15 protein-coding genes are annotated in these 23110 nt (G+C 46.3%); all 15 read left to right on the top strand.

Going from position 1 to position 23110, the window contains the following annotated elements; genetic code table 11:
- The first annotated feature begins 92 nt into the window (after positions 1-92).
- The 15 genes from HNP82_RS10040 to HNP82_RS09970 all read left to right on the top strand — a co-directional run bounded on the left by HNP82_RS10040 (position 93) and on the right by HNP82_RS09970 (position 23052).
- Positions 93-1661, top strand: a complete 1569-nt coding sequence (locus HNP82_RS10040) for a hypothetical protein (protein WP_183773950.1) — start codon at positions 93-95, stop codon at positions 1659-1661.
- On the top strand, positions 1654-2418 hold the full coding sequence (locus HNP82_RS10035) for a DUF6063 family protein (protein WP_183773947.1): 765 nt from the start codon (positions 1654-1656) through the stop codon (positions 2416-2418). Before HNP82_RS10040 ends, HNP82_RS10035 begins: the two co-directional genes overlap by 8 nt.
- Positions 2405-6886 carry a coiled-coil domain-containing protein gene (locus HNP82_RS10030; protein ID WP_183773944.1) on the top strand — a complete coding sequence of 1494 codons (4482 nt, stop codon included), beginning with the start codon at positions 2405-2407 and terminating at the stop codon, positions 6884-6886. Before HNP82_RS10035 ends, HNP82_RS10030 begins: the two co-directional genes overlap by 14 nt.
- 109 nt (positions 6887-6995) lie before the next feature.
- Positions 6996-8615, top strand: coding sequence for a UDP-N-acetylmuramoyl-L-alanyl-D-glutamate--2,6-diaminopimelate ligase (locus tag HNP82_RS10025; protein ID WP_183773941.1), 1620 nt, complete (start codon positions 6996-6998; stop codon positions 8613-8615).
- Positions 8616-8683: 68 nt separating this feature from the next.
- A complete protein-coding gene (locus HNP82_RS10020) occupies positions 8684-11140 on the top strand; it encodes a tetratricopeptide repeat protein (RefSeq protein ID WP_183773938.1) in 2457 nt (818 codons plus the stop codon).
- A 182-nt stretch (positions 11141-11322) separates the two neighbouring features.
- Positions 11323-11898, top strand: a complete 576-nt coding sequence (locus tag HNP82_RS10015) for a TetR/AcrR family transcriptional regulator (protein WP_183773936.1) — start codon at positions 11323-11325, stop codon at positions 11896-11898.
- Between the two features lie 137 nt (positions 11899-12035).
- Positions 12036-13382 (top strand): alpha-amylase family glycosyl hydrolase, encoded by a 1347-nt coding sequence (locus HNP82_RS10010; protein WP_183773933.1) that lies wholly within the window; start codon positions 12036-12038, stop codon positions 13380-13382.
- A gap of 12 nt (positions 13383-13394) precedes the next feature.
- On the top strand, positions 13395-15380 hold the full coding sequence (gene glgB, locus HNP82_RS10005) for a 1,4-alpha-glucan branching protein GlgB (protein ID WP_183773929.1): 1986 nt from the start codon (positions 13395-13397) through the stop codon (positions 15378-15380).
- A gap of 725 nt (positions 15381-16105) precedes the next feature.
- Complete coding sequence (locus HNP82_RS10000; RefSeq protein WP_183773926.1) at positions 16106-16627, top strand: A24 family peptidase; 522 nt, start codon at positions 16106-16108, stop codon at positions 16625-16627.
- Positions 16628-16654: 27 nt separating this feature from the next.
- Complete coding sequence (locus HNP82_RS09995; protein ID WP_183773923.1) at positions 16655-17680, top strand: hypothetical protein; 1026 nt, start codon at positions 16655-16657, stop codon at positions 17678-17680.
- Complete coding sequence (locus HNP82_RS09990; protein WP_183773920.1) at positions 17667-18950, top strand: CpaF family protein; 1284 nt, start codon at positions 17667-17669, stop codon at positions 18948-18950. Before HNP82_RS09995 ends, HNP82_RS09990 begins: the two co-directional genes overlap by 14 nt.
- Before the next feature lie 9 nt (positions 18951-18959).
- Positions 18960-19745, top strand: coding sequence for a type II secretion system F family protein (locus HNP82_RS09985; protein WP_183773917.1), 786 nt, complete (start codon positions 18960-18962; stop codon positions 19743-19745).
- A 10-nt stretch (positions 19746-19755) separates the two neighbouring features.
- Positions 19756-21207 carry a type II secretion system F family protein gene (locus HNP82_RS09980; protein ID WP_183773908.1) on the top strand — a complete coding sequence of 484 codons (1452 nt, stop codon included), beginning with the start codon at positions 19756-19758 and terminating at the stop codon, positions 21205-21207.
- A 22-nt stretch (positions 21208-21229) separates the two neighbouring features.
- Positions 21230-21400, top strand: coding sequence for a Flp1 family type IVb pilin (locus HNP82_RS09975; protein WP_183773901.1), 171 nt, complete (start codon positions 21230-21232; stop codon positions 21398-21400).
- Between the two features lie 14 nt (positions 21401-21414).
- Positions 21415-23052, top strand: coding sequence for a DUF5702 domain-containing protein (locus tag HNP82_RS09970; protein ID WP_183773899.1), 1638 nt, complete (start codon positions 21415-21417; stop codon positions 23050-23052).
- Positions 23053-23110: the final 58 nt, after the last annotated feature.

Below are 23110 nucleotides of genomic sequence, written 5' to 3'. Positions count from 1 at the left end.
CCCATGCATGGCGGCTGAACTGTTCTCTAAATATTATTAACGCCTGGTGTACTGTCTCATTCACATAGCCGGGAGAATGGAGGAGATGACCTTTGTCACAGGAATTTACGCTCATGGGGGATATTATCCGTGATCATGGAGAGCGGATGCAAAACATGAAACGCTATTATCCTTTTTTCAGGCTTGCGAAAAATTCACTGGAAGCCTACGGGGACGGACAGTTTAAAGATCTGGATATGGGGCTGATCGTCATGGCGGTCCTGCGTTTTTTTATAGAAGAAAACCAATTTAAAGAGAACTCTGTGACCTACCCCATGTACGAAAAGTTCATGGCTTCTTTCCTGCGCAGAGAATGTGATTGTAAACTTTCTGCGGATGAAGCAAAAGAACTGATCCAGTACATTTTTGACAAGCTGTGCAATGATGGCCGGCCATTTATTTATACATGGTATGACCCTGTGAAAAAGGTGAACGTGCAGGAGCGGGTCAAATATATTGACAGCCGTTTCGACGGAGATACCCTTGTTTATTTCATAACCGGCGACGCCATCGAGTTTTATCTGGACACGAAAGAAGTGAAGGATGAGAGCAAGATCACCACAGAACAGCTTCTTTTGGAAAAAATGCTCCGCATGAACAATATTGCCGGCGCCCTGGACGTTGTCCGGCGTATAAACGGCGAGGTAGGGAGGCTCATGGTCCGAAGAGATGAGGTGGTGCGGCTTTTGGCTCAGAATATTTTTGCTGGGACAAAGGCGTTGGATGAATTTTCCCAGAGCGTGCTGTCCTGGTTCAAAGAAGAACAGAACCTTTTTACCTCCAACAAAGACCTGGTAGATCAGGCCATGATCCAGGCGGAAAATGACCGGCAGAAATCTCCGGTTTCTCAGGGGAAGGCCATGGAGGAGGCAGCGTACACTTTGGAGGACGTCTATCTCCTTGATCAGGAGTTGAAGCGGGCTATGCGCCGTCACGGCCAGCTTCTGTCGGCCTGTACGGATCTTTGCCGCCAGGCGGACGCCATGATTGAAAAGGCAAAGATCAGTCGCCTTCGCAATGTTTTTTCTTTTGATGACTTTTTTGAGCGGGTGACATCCAATGACTGTGTGGAAGGGCTGGAAGCCTTCGTGAAACCTCTTTTGGGCATGAATCTCCACAAAACATTAAATCTTTACCAGTTGGATAAGCTGCTGGACGATAAGCCTGAGGAGGAGGAGACCGGAGAGCGGGTCGGCAAAGGTGTGGAGGAAAATTATGTTTACAGCGACGAGGTGGTCCTCCACCGGATTGAGAACAATTTTAATATTTTCCTCAAAGTCCTTTTTGAGCAGCTAACCTTAAAGGGGCAGTTTGATCTGAAATATTTAAATCATATGTATGAGATGAAGTTTACTGAGGATGTTTTAAAAAACAGTGATTATTTTTCTTTCCTGATCCATCTGTGCCAGAAAAAACATTACGATCTTGATCACATCCGGCGGCACCAGGACACCTTTCTTGAGGGAGCTATGACCGCATATTTGAATGGTAAAGAGCATATGTGGGAAGGGCTGGCTTTTGATCTGGAATTTATTCCTCAGGAAATTCTCACATTAAAAACCGGAGTACAGATTTCTAATATACGTTTTCAGGTAACCAAAGGAGGACGGGACCATGGATGAGAAAAAACTGGATAAAGCTATGGAACTGTTTTCCCTGTTATTGACCGGGGAAGAAGTGTCCAAAAAACATAATGTGGAGCTTTATGAGGCTTATTCTTCAAACGCCCAGGTGGCGGATATGCTGGATCTGCTTCTTAAAAAAGCAAATCTGAGGCTTTACGAGTATAATTATGCCCTGTATTTATCTTCGGGAGAAAATAACCGGGTATTTGGATTTACCAATGATGAGCTAAAAAAAATCATCGGTCTCCGGCTGAACCGGGAGCTTTACCTGGCGTATTTTATTATTTTTGAGACAGTGACACTTTTCTATGAAGATTCGGGAACTAATAACCACAGGGAATATGTCCGCACCGATGATATTATTGAAAAGGTCAGCTCTGCTCTTCATCATATTATTCCAAAACTGGAAATTTTTGTAAAAAATGAGACAGAAGATCACAGTTTGCGCACCATTGCCCTGCTGTGGGAGGATATGCCTATGACAGCCGCCAACGATGATATGTCCACCCTGAAAGCTGCCAGAGGGTCCAAAGTGGGATTTGTTAAATTGGTCTTTAATTTTCTGGAGGACCAGAATCTCTTTACGCAGTTGGGCGGACGTTATTACCCTAAGGACCGTTTCCGGGCCCTGGTAGAAAATTATTATGAGGACGGCAGAGGCCGGCTTTACGAGATTGCCGGAAAATACCGGGAAAACAGCGGAAACGGGGATTTTTTTGCCGCAAAAAAGGAGGAAGACGATGCCTCACATTAATCGGATACGTGTCAATAATGTAAAATATAATTTTGGCACTCAGTTTTACGACAATTTTATTATGCGTTTCGAGGGCCGCAACGCTCTTTATGATCTGGCCAACGGCGGCGGAAAAAGCGTTCTCATGTTACTGTTGTTTCAGAATCTCATACCCAACTGTACCCTGGATGATAAACAGCCTGTGGAAAAACTTTTCCGAACCGGCAATGGAAGTACGACGATCCATTCTCTTATTGAATGGAATTTAGACGAACGGGATTTTGCCGACGGCTATAAATATATGCTTACCGGTTTTTGCGCCAGGAAGGCCAAAGATGACGGCAGCCGGGAAAAAAAGCGGGACGTGGCGTCTATTGACTACTTCAACTATGTGATCTTTTACCGGGAATATAACGACAATGATATTATTAATCTTCCCCTGCAAAAAGACGGGACGCGGATTACTTACACCGGTCTTAGGACTCTGCTCAAAGACCTGGGGCACAGCGACCGCTCCCTGAAGGTGTTTATTTTTGATCATAAGGGGGAATATCAGCGTTTTATCAGCCGTTATGGGTTGTATGAGAGCGCCTGGGAGATTGTGAGGGGCATCAATAAGACGGAAGGTCATGTTCGCGCCTGGTTTGAGACTCACTACAGGACAACCCGGAAAGTCGTTGAGGATCTTCTGATTGAGGAGATCATTCAGAAAGCGTTTTTTGCCAGATCTGCCGACGGCGATGAGCCAGATATGGCAAAAACATTGCTGGATATTAAAGACCAGCTTATGGAATTGTCGAGAAAAAAAGAGGAAATTTCGATTTTCCAAAGACAGACAGATGCTCTGGAGGCGTTTCTGGGGCGTATTGATACTCTGGATCAGCTTTATGAGCAGGAGCAGAGCTTTGCCTCGGATCTTGTAAAAACTTACAACACCGCCGCTCATGTCCTTCGGCAAAAAGAGAAAGCTCTGGCCTTATCTGAAAAAGAAAAGGAAAATCTTACAGTCAAAAGCCGGGATATTGGGAAAAAATTAGATTCGGCCAAGATTTTGCAGACGCGGCAGAACCTTGCCGCCTTTGAAAAAGATGAAGATAAATATGACGCCCTGCGGTCAGAGCTTTCAAAGAACCGCAAGGAAAAGCAGCAGGCTCTGGATCTGCGCCAGAGTGTCAATGATTATCTGGAATATGTGGATATTAAAAAGAAGGCGGACAGGGAGAGCAAGGTTATTGAAAGCGTCAGCGAAGACAGCGGCGGACTGATCGGGCAGCTTCACTGTCTGGCCGCCCGTCAGAAACGTTTGTTTGATAAAAACAAGCTTTTGTGGGAAAAAAATATAGTAGAGCTGGAAAAGGAACTCAAGGCGGACAGCGACCTGCGCGCACAGGCACAGGAGCGTGAAAATGCGGGCCAGAGAGGTCTGGCTGTGGCCCAAAATGAGATCCTTAGGGCAAAGGCGGATCAAAACCGGATTCAGGACGAGATCAGCCGCCTTCGCTCCAATATTAATTCCCTGCTCCTGGAGGGGAGTGAGAGAAAACTGCGCAATAACCGGATTGAGCTGCGCAACGTCATCCAGGAAATGGAAAAGGCACAGGAACAGATTTCCGGCGCAAAAGAGGAAATCCACAAAGCCATGCTTGGCCGTGAGGCGCTCAAAGTCCGTATGGAGCAGCAGAAGAAGGCGGAGGAAGATTTTTCACAATTTCAGCAGCAGTGGACTCGAAAAAAGGCTAAAGCGGAGAAACTTCTTGAAATTTATAAAGCCGATGATTTTTATCATCTGGAAGAATTAATTTATGGACGCTGGCAAAAAAGTGTGGTGGACGCTGATAAAAAACAGGAGGAACTGGGTCACATTCAAAAAGTATACGATCAGTTGGACACTTTGGAGCCCATGGCTCCCGGAGCGGAATTTTACAATGTCCTGGATGCTCTGCGCCGTCTGGGCGTAACATGTATTCCGGGCAGCGATTATCTTGGAGGGCTGGAGATTAAGGACCGGAGGGAAGTGCTGGAGCGTTTCCCATATCTGCCCTGTGCTGTGGTCGTACAGAACGGTTTTTCAAAGCTGGCCAAAGATCCGGATCTGGCGTTGGAAATTTCAGATGAAGATCTCTACCCCATCATTGCCCTGGACAAGATCTTGGGAAATGATGAGATAGATAAGACGGATCGGATTTTATTCCTGACCAAAAATAAAGTACTCTTTTATGACAAAGACGCGGCGGCAAAAGAAAAACAGCGTCTTGAGGAGCGGCTGGATCAGTGCCGGAAAGCGCTGGAGCGTCAAAAAGATACTATAGCTACCTACAAAGGGGATATGGAATATATTCATGAGTTTATTATTAATCATCTGGAAAATTATGACCGTATGGCCAGACTGCTTGAGGAGGGACGGCAATCCCAAAGCGGCTGGGAAGCCAGAGATCACAGTCTGGAAGAAACTATCCTGGAGGCTAAAGAGCTGTCTAAGCGGTCCGGCACCCGTTTAGAGGAGCTGAAAAAAGAAAAAGCAGATCTTGAACAGGAAGGACAGGCTTTAGAAGCGATTGAAAAGCTGGAAAAAGAAATGGATGATGCCCGGCAGCGTCTTGAAGATAACGAGGCGAAGGTTCAAGAATACACCCACTGTATTGCTCTGGAGAAAAATGAAGGGGCAAGGCTTAGGGAGAAGATCCTAAAGAGCCGGGGGCAGATGGATCAGCTTAAAGCCCGGCTTACAGGCCAGGAAAAAGACTGGAAAGATATATATCTGCCCTATTTTTCACGGGAAGAATCTTTCACAGAAGAAGTATTGCCTCAGGCGGAGACAGAAGATGATTTGAAGGCCAAAGAGGATGCGGCTGAAGATGCGGGAGCGGATTTTGAAAGCTGTGACGCAGTAGAAGCAGCATTTTTAGGGATCAGAGAGGCTTTCGAGAAGGAACATACAGATCTTGAAGATAAACAGCGCCTTTTAGAAAGTTACCAACAGACCATGGGAAGGATCCGCGATCTGATTGCCCGCAGGGAGACACCCTGGCAGACCCTGGAGGAGATGTACAGTAAAGGCGCCATGTTTGTTTCCAGTGATGACGAATTGAGGCAATTGAAAGAGGAGATTGCGGCCATTGACGAGGAGATCGACAGCAATCGCCGACAGTCGGCTGCGGCCAGAGATCATAAAAACCGCCTGGAAGGCCATGTGGAAAACGCTATCGCGGCTGTGGAAGAAAAATACGGCAGTTTTGAGCCTGTGAAAGTCACAGGAGGAGATTATGCCCGTTTTATTACGGAACAGCAGAAGCTTCTTGAGCAGGTGAGGGAAAAACTTGAGCTTGTTCGGGAGGCAGGGCTGATGCTGGCGAAGGAACGCCAGGCGGCAGAGGATGTGAAGAAGGATCTGGACAGGCTTATGCGCACCGCCCATGTGACCTATAACCTGACCCGGGATTTTTATGCCGATGGCAGGGAACTGCGCAAACGTTACGATCGTCTTAACGAAGATTATGAGCGGTTGAAAAAAGATGAAATTCACAAAAGGGAAGCCTTTGAAAAGAATAGGGATCAGCTTGCCGATTTGCTTCGTGAGCTGAAAGCACCGGAGCTTTCAGATGAGATTAGGTATCACATGGAACTGCCGGGGGACAGCCGGCAGGCGGGAGAACTGTCCGGACATATCCGGGAGATCATACGGATCATTCAACTAGAAAAAGGGCGTGTCGGCCAGGGAATACGGGATATGGCGCAGATCAAGGAGAGTTTTGAAAATCAGTGCCTCCAGCGGTGTATTGATATTAAGACCCAGCTTGAGCGGCTGTCAGGGCTTTCCAAGATTATTCTGGATGGCCGGCAGGTTCCTATGATTCAGTTAAAGATTCCCTATGTGAAAGAGGAGTTTTATTCTAGTCAGATGTCCGATTATATTGATACTATCGTATCTAACGCTGACAGTTACCGGGATCTGGATGAAAAACTGAAATATATCCGTCAGAAGCTGTCGTGGAAAAATCTCTTTTCTGTTATTGTAACAGATATGAATGGTATTCGCCTGGATCTGTACAAAAGAGAGCGCATTCACCAACAGAGCCGCTACCTGCGTTACGAGGAGGCGGTGGGAAGTACAGGCCAGTCACAGGGCATTTACATCCAGTTCCTCATTGCGGTTATTAATTATATTTCCGCTATTTATTCCGGAGATTCCCAGCCATCGGAGGGGAAAAAGGTTATCTTTATCGACAATCCTTTTGGCGCTGCGAAAGATATATATATATGGGAACCGATTTTTGAACTCCTTAAAGCCAACCACGTGCAGATGATTGTTCCGGCCAGGGGAGCCACGCCGGCTATTTCCGGAATGTTTGACGTCAACTATGTGCTGGGACAGAAAATGATCGACGGACAGGTGCAGACGGTAGTGGTGGACTATTATTCAAAAGTTCCGGAAGAGACAAAAGAATATGTAAAAATTGACTTTGAACAGCAGGTTTTTGATTTTATCTAGTGTAGTGCCGCATTCGCTTTCATACCCGGCGGCCTTTTGGGCCGCCGGCACATCCGTGAAAAAAATTGCATATGCTGATAAAAAGTGGAGTATTTTTGGATGTGGTGGAATGCTTTTGCAATGGCTGTTGAAAAATGTCATTTATTACCTGATCTGTGGGAATGTTTCCGTGGATGTGCAGGATATTATATATGATTCCAGACAGGATGTGCGGGACTGTGTGTTTGTTTGCCTAAAAGGAAGCCGGGCCGATGGCCACGACTACGCGCTGGAAGTGATAGAACGCTGGGCGCGGGCAATTATTGTGGAGGAAGGGATGGATAAAGCCCTTAAAGAGAAGATACGGGCGGCTGCCCGTGAAAAAAAGATGACGGTTGTCTGCGTAAAAAACACAGGAGAAGCTTTGGGAGAAATGTCCAGAGCTTTTTTTGGTTATCCTGAAAAGAAAATGACCATCATCGGAATTACCGGGACGAAAGGGAAGACAACAGTTGCCGGCCTGCTGAAAAATGTGCTGGACCGTGGCGGTATTCCCACAGGGTTTATAGGAACTATTGGTGTATTTACGGGAAAAGAGTGGATCGCCACAAGAAATACAACGCCGGAGTCTTACCTTGTCCAGAAATATTTGCGTATGATGGCAGATCACGGCTGCCGGGCGGCAGTGATGGAAGTGTCCTCCCAGGCGCTGATGTGCCGTAGAGTACAGGGAATGTGGTTTGATTATGGTGTGCTTACTAATATTTCCAGAGATCATATTGGTCCCGGAGAACACTCTTCCTTTGAAGACTATTTATACTGGAAGGGCAGGCTGTTTTTCCAGTGCGCCACAGGGATCGTCAATGGCGCTGACCGGTGGGCTCCTCAGGTTTTAAAAAATTGTTCCTGCCGTCTGGAAACTTTCGGGGTCACAGGGGATTCCTGTTTATTGCCATCGGCTTTTTTGAACGGGAAAACGCTGTCGAAGGTCTTTGACTGGGAGGGCGGTGATTTAGATCTTCAGTGGCGCTGCGGTCCCGGAATAAGGTTTACAGTGTCCGGATTTAAAGATTCTGAGGAACAGAGGGATATTTTTCTTAAAATGCCCGGAAAATATAACGTTTATAACGCTCTCCCTGTCATTGCCGTGGCCAGCCATATGGGAATCGGGATCAATCAGATCCGTGCAGGACTTGCCGTGGGAGGAATCTGCGGGCGGTGTGAGATGGTGGGTACAGTCAATGGCGGCGCCCTGATCATTGACTATGCCCACAACGGCCAGGCACTCAGGTCAGTGCTGGAAGCGCTGCGCCAGTACCATCCATCCCGGCTGATCTGTATGTTTGGCTGCGGAGGAAACCGTTCACCGCTCAGGCGTAAAGATATGGCCGAAGCGGGATTTTTTTCCGCAGATTATCTGATTATCACATCGGATAATCCGAGAGATGAGCCGCCGGAGCAGATCATAAAAGATATTACTGACACTCTTTTAGATCTTTGCCGACGGTTCCCAAATGAGAAAAAGGCAGGATTTTTTAAGGTGATCCCTGATCGCAAAACTGCTATTCAGTGGGCTGTAAGCTGTATAAAACCGGGGAATATAGTTCTTCTGGCGGGAAAAGGCCATGAAATGTATCAGGAGAGGGGCGGGTGCAGATTTCCATTTGACGAACACGCCATTGCGGCTATGGAAATCGAAAAATACGGAGGAAGCTGTTGTCAAGGAAATTTAAGTATGTTAAACTCATAAAGAGAATAACTAGTTGCTATTCACAATGTGAACAGTAACAGTAACTACACGAAAAGGAGAGAAAAAGCGTGGAAAAAGTATCTGAAGCGGATTTAGTTAAAAGGGTTAAGGCATTTATTCTCAATGACAATTATGCCGGAGCGCTGGCTGTTGTTAAGGGTGTAGATGCGAGCCGCATAAAAAATCCTCCGATTTTGTGTATGATCGGGGAAGTATATATGCACGAGAAGCAGTATGAGGTTGCTGAGGAAGTTTTTCTGCGGGCTTATAACCGTTCCCCTAAAAACAGAAAAGTTCTGGATCTGATTACAAGTCTTTATATTGAGATGGGTGAGTACGCAGAGGCAGAATATTACTATAAAGAGTTTATATCTGTAGCCTCAAGGGACCTGCACCGGTATATTTTAAGATACCGTCTGGATAAAGGCAAAGGGGAGCGCCTGTCGGTGCTTATTGCGACTTTAGAGCAACTGAAAGATTACGAATATATTGAAGAGTGGGCATACGAGCTTGCCACCCTCTATGAGGCGGCAGGCGAGGAGAAAAAGTGTATCCACGAATGTGACGAGATCGTTCTGTGGTTTGGTCATGGAGAGTATGTGGATAAGGCCATTGCCCTGAAATGTAAGCTTACCGGTGAGCCATTGCCTAAGGTGACTACCGTGGAGATGGAGATGGAAAATGACCGCCGGGAGGAGGAGGGCGCACGTCGGGCTGAGGCTCAGAAAGAGGAAGCCCTGGAACGTCGCGCACGCTATGACAAAAGAGATCCCAAGCCATCAGCTACGGAGTTTATCGAGGCTGGCGACGCCCATGTGATCGACCCGGATGATGCTCTGGAATCTGCCGGAATTGATACCGGGATTGACACAGATATGATCCAAAAAGCCATGGCTGAAAAGGCAAAAGCCCCGGAAGATGACGATTCTTCTATGACAAACACCGGCATACTTTTCGGTGCTATGGAGAGTGCGTCCAAGGGAGCGTTAACTGAGCAGGATCTGGATGAAGACGATTTGGAAGACGAGACTGAAACGATGGATGAAGATGAGAAGAAGGCTGTGAGTGAAGACGAGACAGAAACTGCACCAAAGACATTTCAGCCGGAAAAGAAAAATACTGTTCAGGAGGATCTGTCTCAGTCCCAGAAACTGATGAATGATGTGTTCAGTACGCCGGCTATGGATAAAGTGCGCCAGCAGAAGCGGGGCGGCCGCCCTCAGATGCCTGAATTTTTAAAGAAAGACGCTCTGCCCCGCCAGGAGGATCCTATCGACGAGTTGGAGGCAATGCTGGCGGGACTTCCTGATAATGAATGGACAGAGGAAGATCTGGATGACGAGGAAGGGGAGGCCGCTGAGACGGAAACTGAGGAAGATGAGAGCGATGGAATTGGAAACGGCCTTGAGACCGGGAAAGTGGAGAATACCGAAGTAAATAACACTGAAACCGCCGCTGTACCTGAGATTGTATCAGAGCCGGAACCAGAAGATACAGATGAAGATGGCCTGGAAGTTGAGGAAGCTCTTGAGGGTATGACAGAGGACCAGGATGAGGTGATCCTGGAGCAGGCATTATTTGGCGGACTGCCTTCCGGCGATATGACAGAGGATGATCTGGATGCGGAAGATGAGTATATGGATGACGAGAAGATCCATATTTCCGATGAGGATGAGCAGTTTTTATCTGAGCTGTTTTCCAGTGACAGTTCTGCCGATGCGGATAAAGATGAAGTTATTGAGGAGGATGCGGCTATTCCCCAGACTGTAAAGAGTATTTTTGCCACAGTCCCCGATGTGAAAAATGTACATCAGCAGTTGGCCATGACCTTATCCCAGTTTGAGACATCCACAGGAGATTTCGATGTCCTTGCCCCCTACGATATAAATTTTGTTGTGTTAAGCGGCGATAAGGGCGTGAAATCTCAGATTGCCATTGGTATTGCCAAGGCTTTAAATACTTATGGGATCTGCGATAAAAACAAGATCATCCGGGCAAAAGCGTCAGAACTGAACCGTCAGGATTTTTCAATGATTTTCGATAAGATTGCCGGAGGCTGCCTGATTATTGAGCGGGCCGATGAGTTGTCTGATGCCTCTGTGTCCATTATTGAAAAGGAAGTATACAAAGACAATCAGGATGTGGCCATTGTTCTTGAAAGCCGTCAGGAAGAGTTAAAACAGTTCTGGAAGAAACATAAAGAGCTTCGCGGAAAGTTCCTGAATGTTATTAATGTTTCAAAATATAATGAGATGGAACTGGTAACGCTGGCTAAAAGCTACATTGAAAAGCGGGGTTATGAGCTGTCGCCAGAAGGCGCCATTGTTTTAAGAGATTATTTTAAAAAGGAAAACTCCCAGGATGATGTGGTCAGCTATGAGGATGTAATGACCGTCATGGATGACGCCATCGCTAATCTGGAAAAAAGAAATATGAAAAACCTCTTTATGACTGTCCTTGACAATAAATATGAAGAGGCGGATATGCTGAAACTTCTCCCGGAAGATTTCAAAGGTATTGTGTGATCATAATCTGATGTAACAGTTCAGCTATCAGGGATGGGCGGGACGAACTGTTACAAGCTGACAGGATAATAATAGCGGTATCGCTGTACGAGGCGGTGCCGCTGTTTTTTTGCCTGGATCATAATCACTTCAATGTTGACAATGAGTATACCGTTTGGTATAGTATTCTCAAGGAGGTTCTTATGGACAATCGGGAGAATATTTTACGAAGCGCTCTGCATTTATTTTACGCAAAAGGCTATGATGCTGTGGGCGTTCAGGAGATCGCTGACGCCGCAGGTATCACAAAGCCCACTCTTTATCATTATTTTGGAAGTAAATATGGTCTGTTGGAGAGTCTGATTGAACGGTACTATTCTTCCTTTGCCCGCTCCCTTGAGCAGGCGGCAGAGTACACCGGGGATCTTCCCATGACTCTGTACCAGACTGCCAAGGTTTATTTCCAACTGGTCTCCCAGAATAAAGAATTTTACAAGTTTGTGATGAGTATGATGTATTCAGGGGAGGAGAGCGATCCTTATAAAGCCAGCGAGGGGATACGCCTGCACCAGTATCGGCTTTTTACCGATCTGTTTGACAAAGCATCAGATGTAGTGGGAAATATGAATGGACGGCAGGAGCAGTACGCTATTACATTTATCGGGTTTTTAAACCACTATCTTTTATATTGGTTCGTGAGAAAAAGCAATGAGAAAATGATCAGTGATGGTCAGGCATTTTCTGTAGTTCATCAGTTCCTTCATGGAATTTATGTATGAAAAGCTGAGGTGACAGTTCAGTCATCGGGGATTCGGCGGCTGAACTGTTACCTATAAATTGAGAAAATTTTACCTTTCGGTATAAAAAGACGATGTTTCAGTTGAAAATAGGTAATAATGAATTGGAGGTTTGAGTTATGGCAGCTTGGTATGACAGTGCGGTATTTTATCATATTTATCCTCTTGGTCTGTGCGGTTCGCCAAAAATTAACGATTATCAGGGAGGTGGACAGGGTTTTAAGCAATTGGATCTGTGGGTGGATCATATGGCGGAATTGGGATGTACGGCGGTGTACATTGGCCCGCTTTTTGAATCTGCTACCCATGGATATGATACAACAGATTATAAGAAGGTGGACAGCCGCCTTGGAACGAACGAAGATTTTATCCGATGGGTGAAGCTGTGTCACAATGCTGGTATCCGTGTTGTTGTGGACGGTGTTTTTAATCATACCGGCCGGGATTTTGCCGCATTTAAAAATCTGAAAGAGGAGAGAGAAGGTTCCTGGGGAAAAGACTGGTACTGCCAGGTAAACTTCTGGGGAAACAGTCCATTTAATGATGGGTTTTCCTATGAATCGTGGCATGGCTTTGCCCAGCTTCCCCGTCTGAATATGGCCAACCCGGCGGTGCGGGAGTTCCTGTTGGATGTGGTTCAATATTGGGTACAGACTTTTGATATTGACGGCATACGCCTGGACTGTGCCGATGTTTTGGATTTTAATTTCATGAGGGAACTGAGAACCCTGACGGATGGGTTAAAGCCGGACTTCTGGCTCATGGGCGAGGTGATCCATGGGGATTACAGCCGGTGGGTCAACCCCCAGATGCTCCATTCTGTAACCAATTACGAACTGCACAAAGGCATTTATTCTGCTCATAATTCTTATAATTACTTTGAGATGGCCCATTCTATCCGCAGAATGTATGATAAAAATTACGGGATCTGCAAAGATGCCCGGCTGTATAACTTTGTAGATAATCATGATGTTGACCGGATTTATGATAAGCTGGAAAATAAAAAGAACCTTTTCCCGATCTATGCCTTTTTGTTTACGACCATAGGTATTCCGTCTGTTTACTACGGATCAGAATGGGGAATCGCCGGACATAAGGAGAACGGCAGCGATGATCCGCTGAGGCCGGCCATTGATCTTGCCACATTTAAAGGGCCCAACCTTGAACTTGAAGCGTTTATCGCGAAGCTGGCCCATATTCACACAGAATGTCCGGAGCTTATTTACGGACAGCTTGATGAATTGCTGTTGACTAACCGCCAGTATGCCTATGCCAGAGTATATGAGGGCAAGGCGTGTATCACAATTTTGAATAATGATGAGCAGGAAGTTTGGGTTGACATAAAATTGCCGTTTGGAGGCGGCGTATGCACGGATCTTATTCGGGAAGAAGATGTGCCTGTCCAGGGAGATCATCTCTCCCTTACCGTTCCCGGAAATGGGGCTATGGTGCTGCGGCTTTGTTAGAGGAGGAAAGTTATGGATCACAGAATTACAGATCTGGATGTTTACCTGTTTAATGGGGGAACTCACTATGAGATTTACAATAAAATGGGGGCTCATCTGACCCGGGAAAAGGGAAAAGACGGCGTTTATTTTGCTGTGTGGGCGCCCCACGCCGTATCGGTAAGTGTTGTCGGTGATTTTAACGAGTGGGAGCCGGAGGAAAATCCCATGGAACCTGTAGGCAAATCCGGTATTTTTGACCTTTTTATCCCAGGGGTAAAGAAGGGGGATTTGTATAAGTTTGCCATTGAGACGAAAAAGGGAGATATTCTCTTTAAGGCTGATCCTTACGGCAATGAGTGCCAGATGCGCCCGGAAACGGCCTCTGTCGTCACCGATATTTCCGGATACCAGTGGGGAGATGAACCGTGGCAGCAGGATAAACGCAGCGCTTGTACACTGGAGCGTCCCATGTCCATTTATGAAGTTCATCTTGGGTCATGGAAAAAGGATGAGAGCGGTGAAAATTTTGGCTTCAGGACATACCGTGATCTGGCTGGGGAGCTTGCAGATTATGTCAACTATATGGGATACACTCATGTGGAATTTATGGGAATTGCGGAACATCCATTTGACGGATCCTGGGGATATCAGGTGACCGGGTACTATGCGCCAACAAGCCGCTATGGCAGCGCTTCTGATTTTATGTATCTGGTGGATTACCTCCATCAGAGGGGCATAGGCGTGATCCTGGACTGGGTTCCGGCCCATTTCCCCAAAGATGCCCATGGTCTCGGCCGGTTTGACGGCGAACCGGTATATGAGCATCCGGATCCGAGAAAAGGGGAACACGCTCATTGGGGAACCTATATTTTTAATTATGAGAGTCTTCAGGTCAAAAATTTCCTTGTGGCCAACGCTCTGTTCTGGATTGAAAAGTTTCATGTGGACGGGCTGCGGGTTGATGCCGTGGCATCCATGCTTTATCTGGATTACGGGAGACAGGACGGCGAATGGGTTCCCAACAAAGACGGGGGCAATAAAAATTATGAGGCTATTGAGTTTTTAAAACATTTAAATTCCATCATAAGCAGACGCGCCCCCGGTGCGGTGATGATTGCCGAGGAATCCACGGCATTCCCCATGGTTTCACGGCCGCCGGAGGACGGAGGTCTCGGTTTTACTTATAAATGGAATATGGGGTGGATGCACGATTTTCTGGAGTACATGAAAACGGACCCTTATTTCAGGCAATATCATCAGGATCAGCTCACTTTCAGCTTCAGCTATGCCTTCAGCGAGAATTTTATTCTTGTGCTGTCCCATGATGAGGTTGTCCATCTGAAATGCTCTATGATCAACAAGATGCCGGGAGATCTTCCGGACAAGTTTGGAAATCTCAGGGCAGCCTACGGTTTTATGATGGCCCATCCCGGAAAAAAACTGCTGTTTATGGGGCAGGATTTTGCCCAGTTCAGAGAGTGGAGCGAGGAGCGCAGTCTGGATTGGTACCTTTTGGATAATGAACCGGCGAACCGGCAGATCAATAATTATGTGAAAGATCTTCTCCACCTCTACAAAGGCCATCCGGCCCTTTATGAGCAGGACTGCCATGAGGGCGGATTTGAGTGGATCAACGGCGCCGATGCCCAGCATAATATGCTGACTTTCTGCCGTATGACAAAAGATAAAAAACGATGCCTGTTATTCCACTTTAATTTTTCTCCGGTGACTTATGAAAAGCACAGGGTAGGGGCTTTATGCCCTGGCGAGTACCGCCAGATTTTTACAAGCGATGCCAAGGAGTACGGGGGAAGCGGCCAATTTCCTCTGGTGAATCTGAAAGCGTCTGGGACGCCCTGGGATTTTAAGGACTATTCCCTGGTGATTGATGTCCCGGCCTACGGAGTTGTGGCTTTTGAGTTTGATTTTGTCAACCCGATTAAGAATCGTCTCAGAGCCGGAACTAAAATTGTGAGCCGAAAACTTGGCTGTAAAAAATATGTGCCTAAAGAGTAACTATAACCATTCAGCGGCGTAAGCGGCGGGAATTTTAAGAGGCATGGCTAATAGATCAGAGAAATGATAAAAGAATAGCGATCAGGAATGAGCGGGATCTGCATGTGTAAGGGCAGCCCGCTCATTTATTCCCGCGGGCAACGAGCCAAGCGGACATGCTTGCATGTCCATTTGGCGACTGCCGCGAGGGTCAAATACCCCGCAGCTCTGCTGCGCTGCAAGTTTGATGCCCCGTAGCTTGCTGCGGGGTCTTTGACTGAAAGTAAATCACCAGGCAATAAGCGAAGAAAAGCGTAATCCCAGGCGGCAGTTTATCAGATGTGGGAAGACTCCCGCCTCTGTCGGCGGCGAGTATAACAAACTTGTATCAGTGGCGGGAGTTAATCCCCATCTGATAAACGCTCCGCTTAGGATGCGCAGGGATTCGGTAAGGAAGATGTCAGATGAAGCTGACCCGAATCCCGCACCAAGACCCGCGAGCGGGTCCTGAACTCGAAGAAGTTTTCGACAATTTTGTCGTGGGGGCGAATGTATATGAAAGATAACGTCCGATTATATCGAAAGGTGTCGAAATGTTCTGCTTTTCGGGGGTTTACAATGGAATTTGTATGATATATAATCAGGATACAAATTACAGATCGACAATACATTTCAAAAGATAATCTCAAAAGATAAAATTCCAGATTTATAACAATTAAATAACTCAGATGAATAGAGGTGATGGATTGCAGACATTTATGGATGGAGTCTTGTTCCTGTTTTTATCGGCAGCAGTCTGGATGGATCTGTGTTCCTACAAGGTGTCCAACGGGATCGCCGTTGCCGCCGCAGCGTCGGGACTGCTCCTGAACTTTGGCTGCTTTGGAAGGGAAGGTTTTTTGGACGCCCTGGCAGGCAGTCTGCTGCTATTTGGGATACTGTTTCCCCTGTATTGTTTTTCTATGCTGGGTGCCGGGGACGTTAAACTTTTTATGGCAGCAGGTGCTTTTACCGGCATAAGGGGCAGTTTATTTTCCCTGGCCGCGTCGTTTTTGATCGGAGCGGCGTTTTCTGTTACAGTTATGATAAAGCATCAGAATTTCTTTAAACGTCTTTCATATCTTTATTTCTATTTTCTTCAGATAAAGTCGAAACACGGAATTAAACCGTATTATCCTCTAAAATATCCTGTGCAAGGTGAAACCATTCATTTTACATTATGTATAGCCCTGGCCGTCTGTTTATATATTGGGCTGTGGCGGGGCTGATATTCCGGACCGAAGGGAGGGGAGAGGTTGAAAAACCTGGTGTTATATTTGTGTGACCCGGATACGGTCTATTTAAAACGGCTGAACAGTTTTATTCTGCGGCAGGAGTATTCTCCCTTTGTCGTCCGGACATACACCGGGCTGTCTGAAATGACCGAATCCGAGGACCGTCCAGTATGGCTGATGGTCAGTTCGGTGTTATGTAACTGTCTTTCAGATTTTATACAAGTTATAGAATTTCGGGATGACCGAAAGTTTTGCGGGGTCATTTTTCTCGATGAAGGGAATCTGTTGGAAAGAACAGACATTGAAGAGGTGTTTTCGGGCAAGGCGGCCGTAGCCGTTATAGATAAGTATCAGTCTGCCGCCCACATTTATCAGTGTCTTTTGGATTTCTGCGGAAGGGAAGGCGATCTTCTCATCCGCCCTGGAGCGTCCCGGAAGGCAGAGACAAAACTGGTCGGTGTATATTCACCGGATCATAAGCGCCTTCAGAACACCTTTGCAATTGAGAAAGCCCGGCATACAAATAGGGATAGACCAAGACTGTATATTACATTTGAAGAAAGTATCCAGGATCAGACTCAGCCCGTGGGACTTTCCCCGGTCATCCTGGCGCTGAGAGAATATTTTGATAAACGAATGTCAGGCAAAGAGATTGAGAAAAGTACCGATGCCAGGGGAGACCATTTCCAGAAGTTTGAAATGGTGGACATAGTAAAAAGTTATGTAAATCATGAAGAGCTTTTGGATATACTGCCTCCGGCATCCTGTCCCTATGACCTTTCGGAGATACAGGATGAAGAGTGGTATTTCTGGTTGCTGGAACTGATGGAACATGGCGGATATTTTTTAATTATTGTAAATTTTGGAAATGGTATTCCTCCCCTGTGCCTGATGGACTTGTGTGAAAAGATTTATATTCCACAGGTTGACGGGGACAAAAATACAGGGGAGAAACTGAAAAATATGTTGGAGTTTATGGGAAAAAACGGAATTTCGCAAAAGGTGGAACCGGTATTATTGGAGGGAGTTCAATATGGATTATTATGAGATTAAAAAAGACCTGAGAAGTGAAATCATAGGCTCGATGCCTCCGGAAAAGCAGTATACGGATGACGAGATTATGCAGCTTATTGAATCTCGTATACAAAGCAAGAGTCAGGAGACCTATATGAGTATTGTCACCCGGCTGACATTAAAACAGGAGCTGTTTAACGCTATACGGCGGCTGGATCTTTTGCAGGAACTTCTGGATGACAAGGAGATCACTGAAATCATGGTCAACGGCGGAGGCGCGATTTTCTATGAAAAAGGAGGACAGCTTTATCCCTGGAATAAAAAGTTTGAGTCCACAGAAAAGCTGGAGGACGTGATTCAGCAGATCGTGTCCAGATCCAACCGCCAGGTCAATGAGGCATCCCCGATTGTGGACGCCCGTCTGGAGGACGGCTCGCGGGTGAATGTAGTGTTAAAGCCTGTGGCCATTGATGGCCCCATACTGACTATACGAAAATTTTCTGCGGAAGCTATCTCCATGGATCGTCTGGTGCGCTGGGGCGCTTTGAGCAGAGAAGTTGCCCGTTTTCTGGAAAAACTGGTCATCGCCGGCTATAACATTTTTATTTCCGGTTCTACAGGCTCCGGAAAGACAACGATGCTTAATGCCCTGGCCGGCTTCATTCCCTCCGACCAGAGGGTGATCACTATTGAAGATTCGGCGGAGCTTCAGATCCACGGCATTGACAATTTGGTCCGTCTGGAGGTGCGCAATGCCAACGCCGACGGGGAGAATGAAGTGTCTATACGGGATCTGATACGCTCGTCCCTTCGAATGCGGCCGGATAGGATTATCGTCGGAGAGATCCGGGGGCCGGAGGCCATAGATATGCTGTCCGCCATGAATACCGGTCACGACGGCAGTTTGTCCACAGGTCACAGCAATTCGGTGGAGGATATGATTTCCCGCCTTGAGACTATGGTCCTCATGGGGACAGATATCCCTCTGGAAGCCATACGTCAGCACATCGCTTCCTCGCTGGATATTGTCATCCATCTTGGAAGACTTCGGGATAAATCCCGGAAAGTTCTGGAAGTCTGTGAGATTGAAGGCTATGAGGATGGAGAGATTATTTTTAATCCGTTGTATCGTTTTGTGGAGGAGCCTGTTGTCAAGGAAGGAGCCACTTATGGATCTGTAGCCGCAAAAGGAAAGGAACCTTGGAAGGTGGATACATCCAAAGTGATGGGGCGCCTTAAATCTACAGGCAATCATCTTAAGAACGTCCAGAAGCTTATGGCGGCCGGCCTTCCGGTGGAATAGGAGGGGCATTTGAAGCATTTTCGTTTGAGCTGGAGGGGGACGGAAGGTTCCAAAAACCTGGATTATAACCGATACCGTCTGACGCTGCGCGAATGGTGTTTTATCGGTGTGAAAACAGCGGTGCTGTTTCTGATCGTTGGTTATCTCTTTTATGATTCTGCATATATCTTTGTCCTCTTTATACCGGTGTTGGCTGTCATGGCCCTTTTGGAAAAAAAGCGCTGTATACGGCAAAGAAAACACTGTCTGACTCAGCAATTTAAAGAGGGGATGATTCTTCTGTATTCTTTCGTGTCCACAGGCAGCACCTTGGAGCAGGCTTTTGTCCGGGCCGGTCAGGAGCTTTTGAGAACCTTTCAAAAGGATGATGATATTGTCAGAGAGTTTGATGAGATCCGTCGGAAACTGGGGATGAATATAACTGTTGAGGCATGTATGGCGGACTTTGCGAAAAGAAGCCACCAGGAAGATATTGAAAGCTTTGCCCAGATTATTTCCATTGCCAAAAGGAGCGGCGGGAGCATGAGCCAGATTATGAAAAACAGTGTTGAAACTCTAAAAAATAAAATCGAAAGTGAAGCTCAGATCCGAACCATTTTGAGCGCTAAACGCGGCGAGTTTAAGCTGATGGTCATGATTCCTCTAGGTGTTATGTTCTATATGCGTGTTTTTTCATCGGGTTTTATGGATGTATTGTACGGAAACGGAGCAGGCATTCTTTTCATGACAATCTGTCTGTTCATATATGGCGGCGCTATACTCTGGGGAACGAAGATCCTGGATATCCAGGTGTGAGGAGGTGGTTATGCTTTATATCAGTCTCTTAATGATCGCGGTGCTTATAGGTGCAAGTCTTATCTTTTCCGGATATGACAGGAAGAGATTGAAATATACTTATAAAATGAAAGGATTTAACAATTTTTTTTATCCCTTTGCCTGCTGGCTGTATAGACATTTTGTTAAGGGACACACTCAAAAACGTCTGGATCTTATCCGCCAGCTATATCCGGCGGCAGACCCGGAAAAGATACAGGAGGAAAAGTATCTCAAAAATATTACATATGCTCTGATCCTTCTTCTGACGGTCAATGCGGCTTCTATTGCCCTGTGTATTACCGGACAGGGCAATGATTTTCTGGAGGGCGATTACAAAATCCAGCGCAATGCCCTTGGCGGCGGCAGTAAAAGTTTTGAACTGGAGGCTAGTATAGATGAAGAGAGTATACCGGTAGAGGTTACTGTGGGTGAAAAGCGCCTTTCGGAAGAAGAAATCTCCTGGCTGCAGGAACAATGCCATATCTATATTGACACCCATGTCCTCGGAGAAAATATGGATCTGAACTGCATTACCTGTCCTCTGAATTTTATGTCGGAAATCCCCGAATATTCTGTGACATTGTTCTGGGAAACAAGCGATTATCTGCTTATCGGTATGGATGGTACAGTAAAAAATCAGGAGCTGAAAGCCCCGCTTACAGTCCAGATCAAAGCAGTATGCACTTATTTTGACATATCCTGGGAGTATCGTCGGGATGTCACTGTATATCCGGCGAAGCAGGAGTCAGCACAAGGAATCCGGGAGGAGATATATGAAGCTCTGGCAATATCCGAAGATCGTACTATTTCTGAGAATTATCTGATATTGCCCCGGAAAATCGGCGGTAAATCTGTATCATGGTCCCAGAGTTCCTCTTTTGGGCCGGGAGCTTTAGTGATCGCGGGATGTATGATCGTTGTCCTATTGTTTGTCAGAGAAGGGGAAGGCTACCTTAAAGCACAGAAAAAACGAAGTCAGGAATTATTTTTGGAATATCCCGTGTTTGTCCATAAAGTCGTGCTGCTTTTGGAAACAGGCATGACGCCTAAAGCTGTGTGGTCTCGGATAATATCCGACTACAATAAAACTATTGAGGAAGGAGGGCCGCGTAAGTATGTCTATGAAGAGATGATCATGGCTGCTAATGAGATGAAGTATGGCGTCACCGAGACAGCCGCCTATGAGAATTTCGGCCGCAGATGCGGACTCAGTCAGTATCTGAGATTTAGTTCGATTTTAATCCAGAGTGTAAAGACTGGTGCCAGAGGTATGGGAAGAATGCTGTCGGATGCCAAGGATGAGGCTGTGGTTATGCGGCAGGAATCGGCAAAACGGCTGGGAGAGGAGGCGGGAACAAAACTTTTATTTCCAATGATTATTTTGCTGGGAGTTGTCATGTTTATTGTTATGATCCCGGCGTTTATGTCCATGAATCTATAAACAGTGTGAAAGAGGTGAGAAAGTGGCAAATTATCTGAAAAATTTTTGGTTTGACGAAGAGGCCGTGGGCGTAGTGGAGATTATACTGATTCTGGTTGTTCTCATCAGCCTGGTGCTTATTTTTAAGGAGCAGTTGACCGCTATTGTTCAAAATATTTTTAAGAAGATCACAAGTCAGAGCAACTCTGTATAAACAGGAGGCAGTGGATGAAAAAAGGAGAAAATTATATCTCCTGGGTCGGAGCCTACACCACTGTTATGTTTTCAATGATTTTCCTTACAGTCCTTTCGTTAGTTTTATCCGCTCTGGAAGCTGTACGGGTCAGCGCGGTGCGCATGGAAGCGGAAATCGCCTGCGCGGTGGCCTGTGAGGCCTTTTTATCCCAATACCAGCCTCAGGTACAGGCCAGGTATGGCCTGTACCTTGTGGATAGAGACGGGCTGGATACTTTGTTTTTGAAGCAGTTTATTGAAGATAACTGTGGAGGGGAGGATGTTGGAAAAAGCTCTTCTTCTGCAGGATGGTTTTCTCCTCAACTGGAGGCAGTGGCTATCGACGGAGAAATATCTCTGGCCTATGAGGATTTCAGATATCTGGAAAAACAGATCAGCGATTATATGACGATTTCTCAGGGGGCGGAATACGGGCAGGAGATCTTGAACCGGATTACAGGTATTTCTTTGACCGATGTCCAGGAAGATCAGCGTCAGATTGCTTCGGATATGGATCAGCTTGGACGTGAGGCACAGATTAATAAGGCGAAGGCTGAGCAAGAGGCTAAAAATGCAGACAGTGAGGGGAACGGTTTACAGGACACCTCCTCCCAGAAAGAGGAAATTATTGAAGTGGAAGATCCAAGAGAGAATATAAGCAATATGTTAAAATATCCCATATTAAACCTGGTTATGGGAGGAAATGTTTCAAGTGCAGTTCTGGATACTTCTGAGTTGTCCCAGATCACACCGGCGGAAAACGATGAGGGACAGATCCGGGGATTTATGGAGTACAGGGATGTTGCGGATCAGATGGAGAACAGTTCCGGGAACCTTATCTCATCAATCAAAAGTGTAAGTCAGGAATTTTTGGTGGATTGTTACATTCTCCATGCATTTAAAAATGTATCTGTTCCGGATAAAGTTTCAGGGATATGCTTTGATAGTTCCGGTGAGGAACGCCAGAATCAGGAGCGCGTGTGCCTGACAGGAGTCAGCGCTCTTGAATATGAGGTGGAATATATCATATGCGGAAAAGCCAGTGATGGGGGAAATCTGCAAAACATTGTCAACCGAATCTCGCTGATCCGCATGGTAATGAATATGGCTTATCTGATGCAAAGTCCGGCAAAATCTGCCGCAGCTCATGGGGCAGCCGCAGCATTGTCCACGGCGGTGATGATGCCCTTTCTGGAACAACTGATCTATATGCTTATACTGGCAGCCTGGGCCTACGGCGAGGCGCTGATTGATTGTCGAAGTCTTTTGGAAGGGAAAAAGGTTCCTTTCATGAAGAATGACGCAACCTGGACTTTATCCTTGAATCAGCTTTCACACATCGGTTCTTCCCAGCTTTCCGGATACGCCGGAGAAAATGGGGAGGAGAAAGGGTTAAGCTATGAAGACTATCTCAGACTGTTTTTGTTGGGCGTATCTAAGGAGAAGAAATATATCCGTTTGATGAATCTTATAGAGGCTAATACCCATTTGGAGGCTGGTGGAGAAAATTTCTCCGTGGCGGACAGTGTGTTTGGAATTTCTTTCTGCGCGGATTTTACTTTTAGTCCCATATTTTTTGGGGGAAAAGCGGGGAAATATGAACATCATGTCCGTAAATCAGCAGCTTACTGACAGACGAAAATTTAGAAGGAAAGGAGGTAAAGCCGAGTGCCCTTTTTTTATAAATCAT

The sequence above is a fragment of the Catenibacillus scindens genome (assembly GCF_014202115.1).
GTDB classification, from domain to species: Bacteria; Bacillota; Clostridia; order Lachnospirales; family Lachnospiraceae; genus Catenibacillus; species Catenibacillus scindens.
Note: the sequence above shows the minus strand (reverse complement) of the source record. Positions and strands in the feature narration are given on the sequence as shown.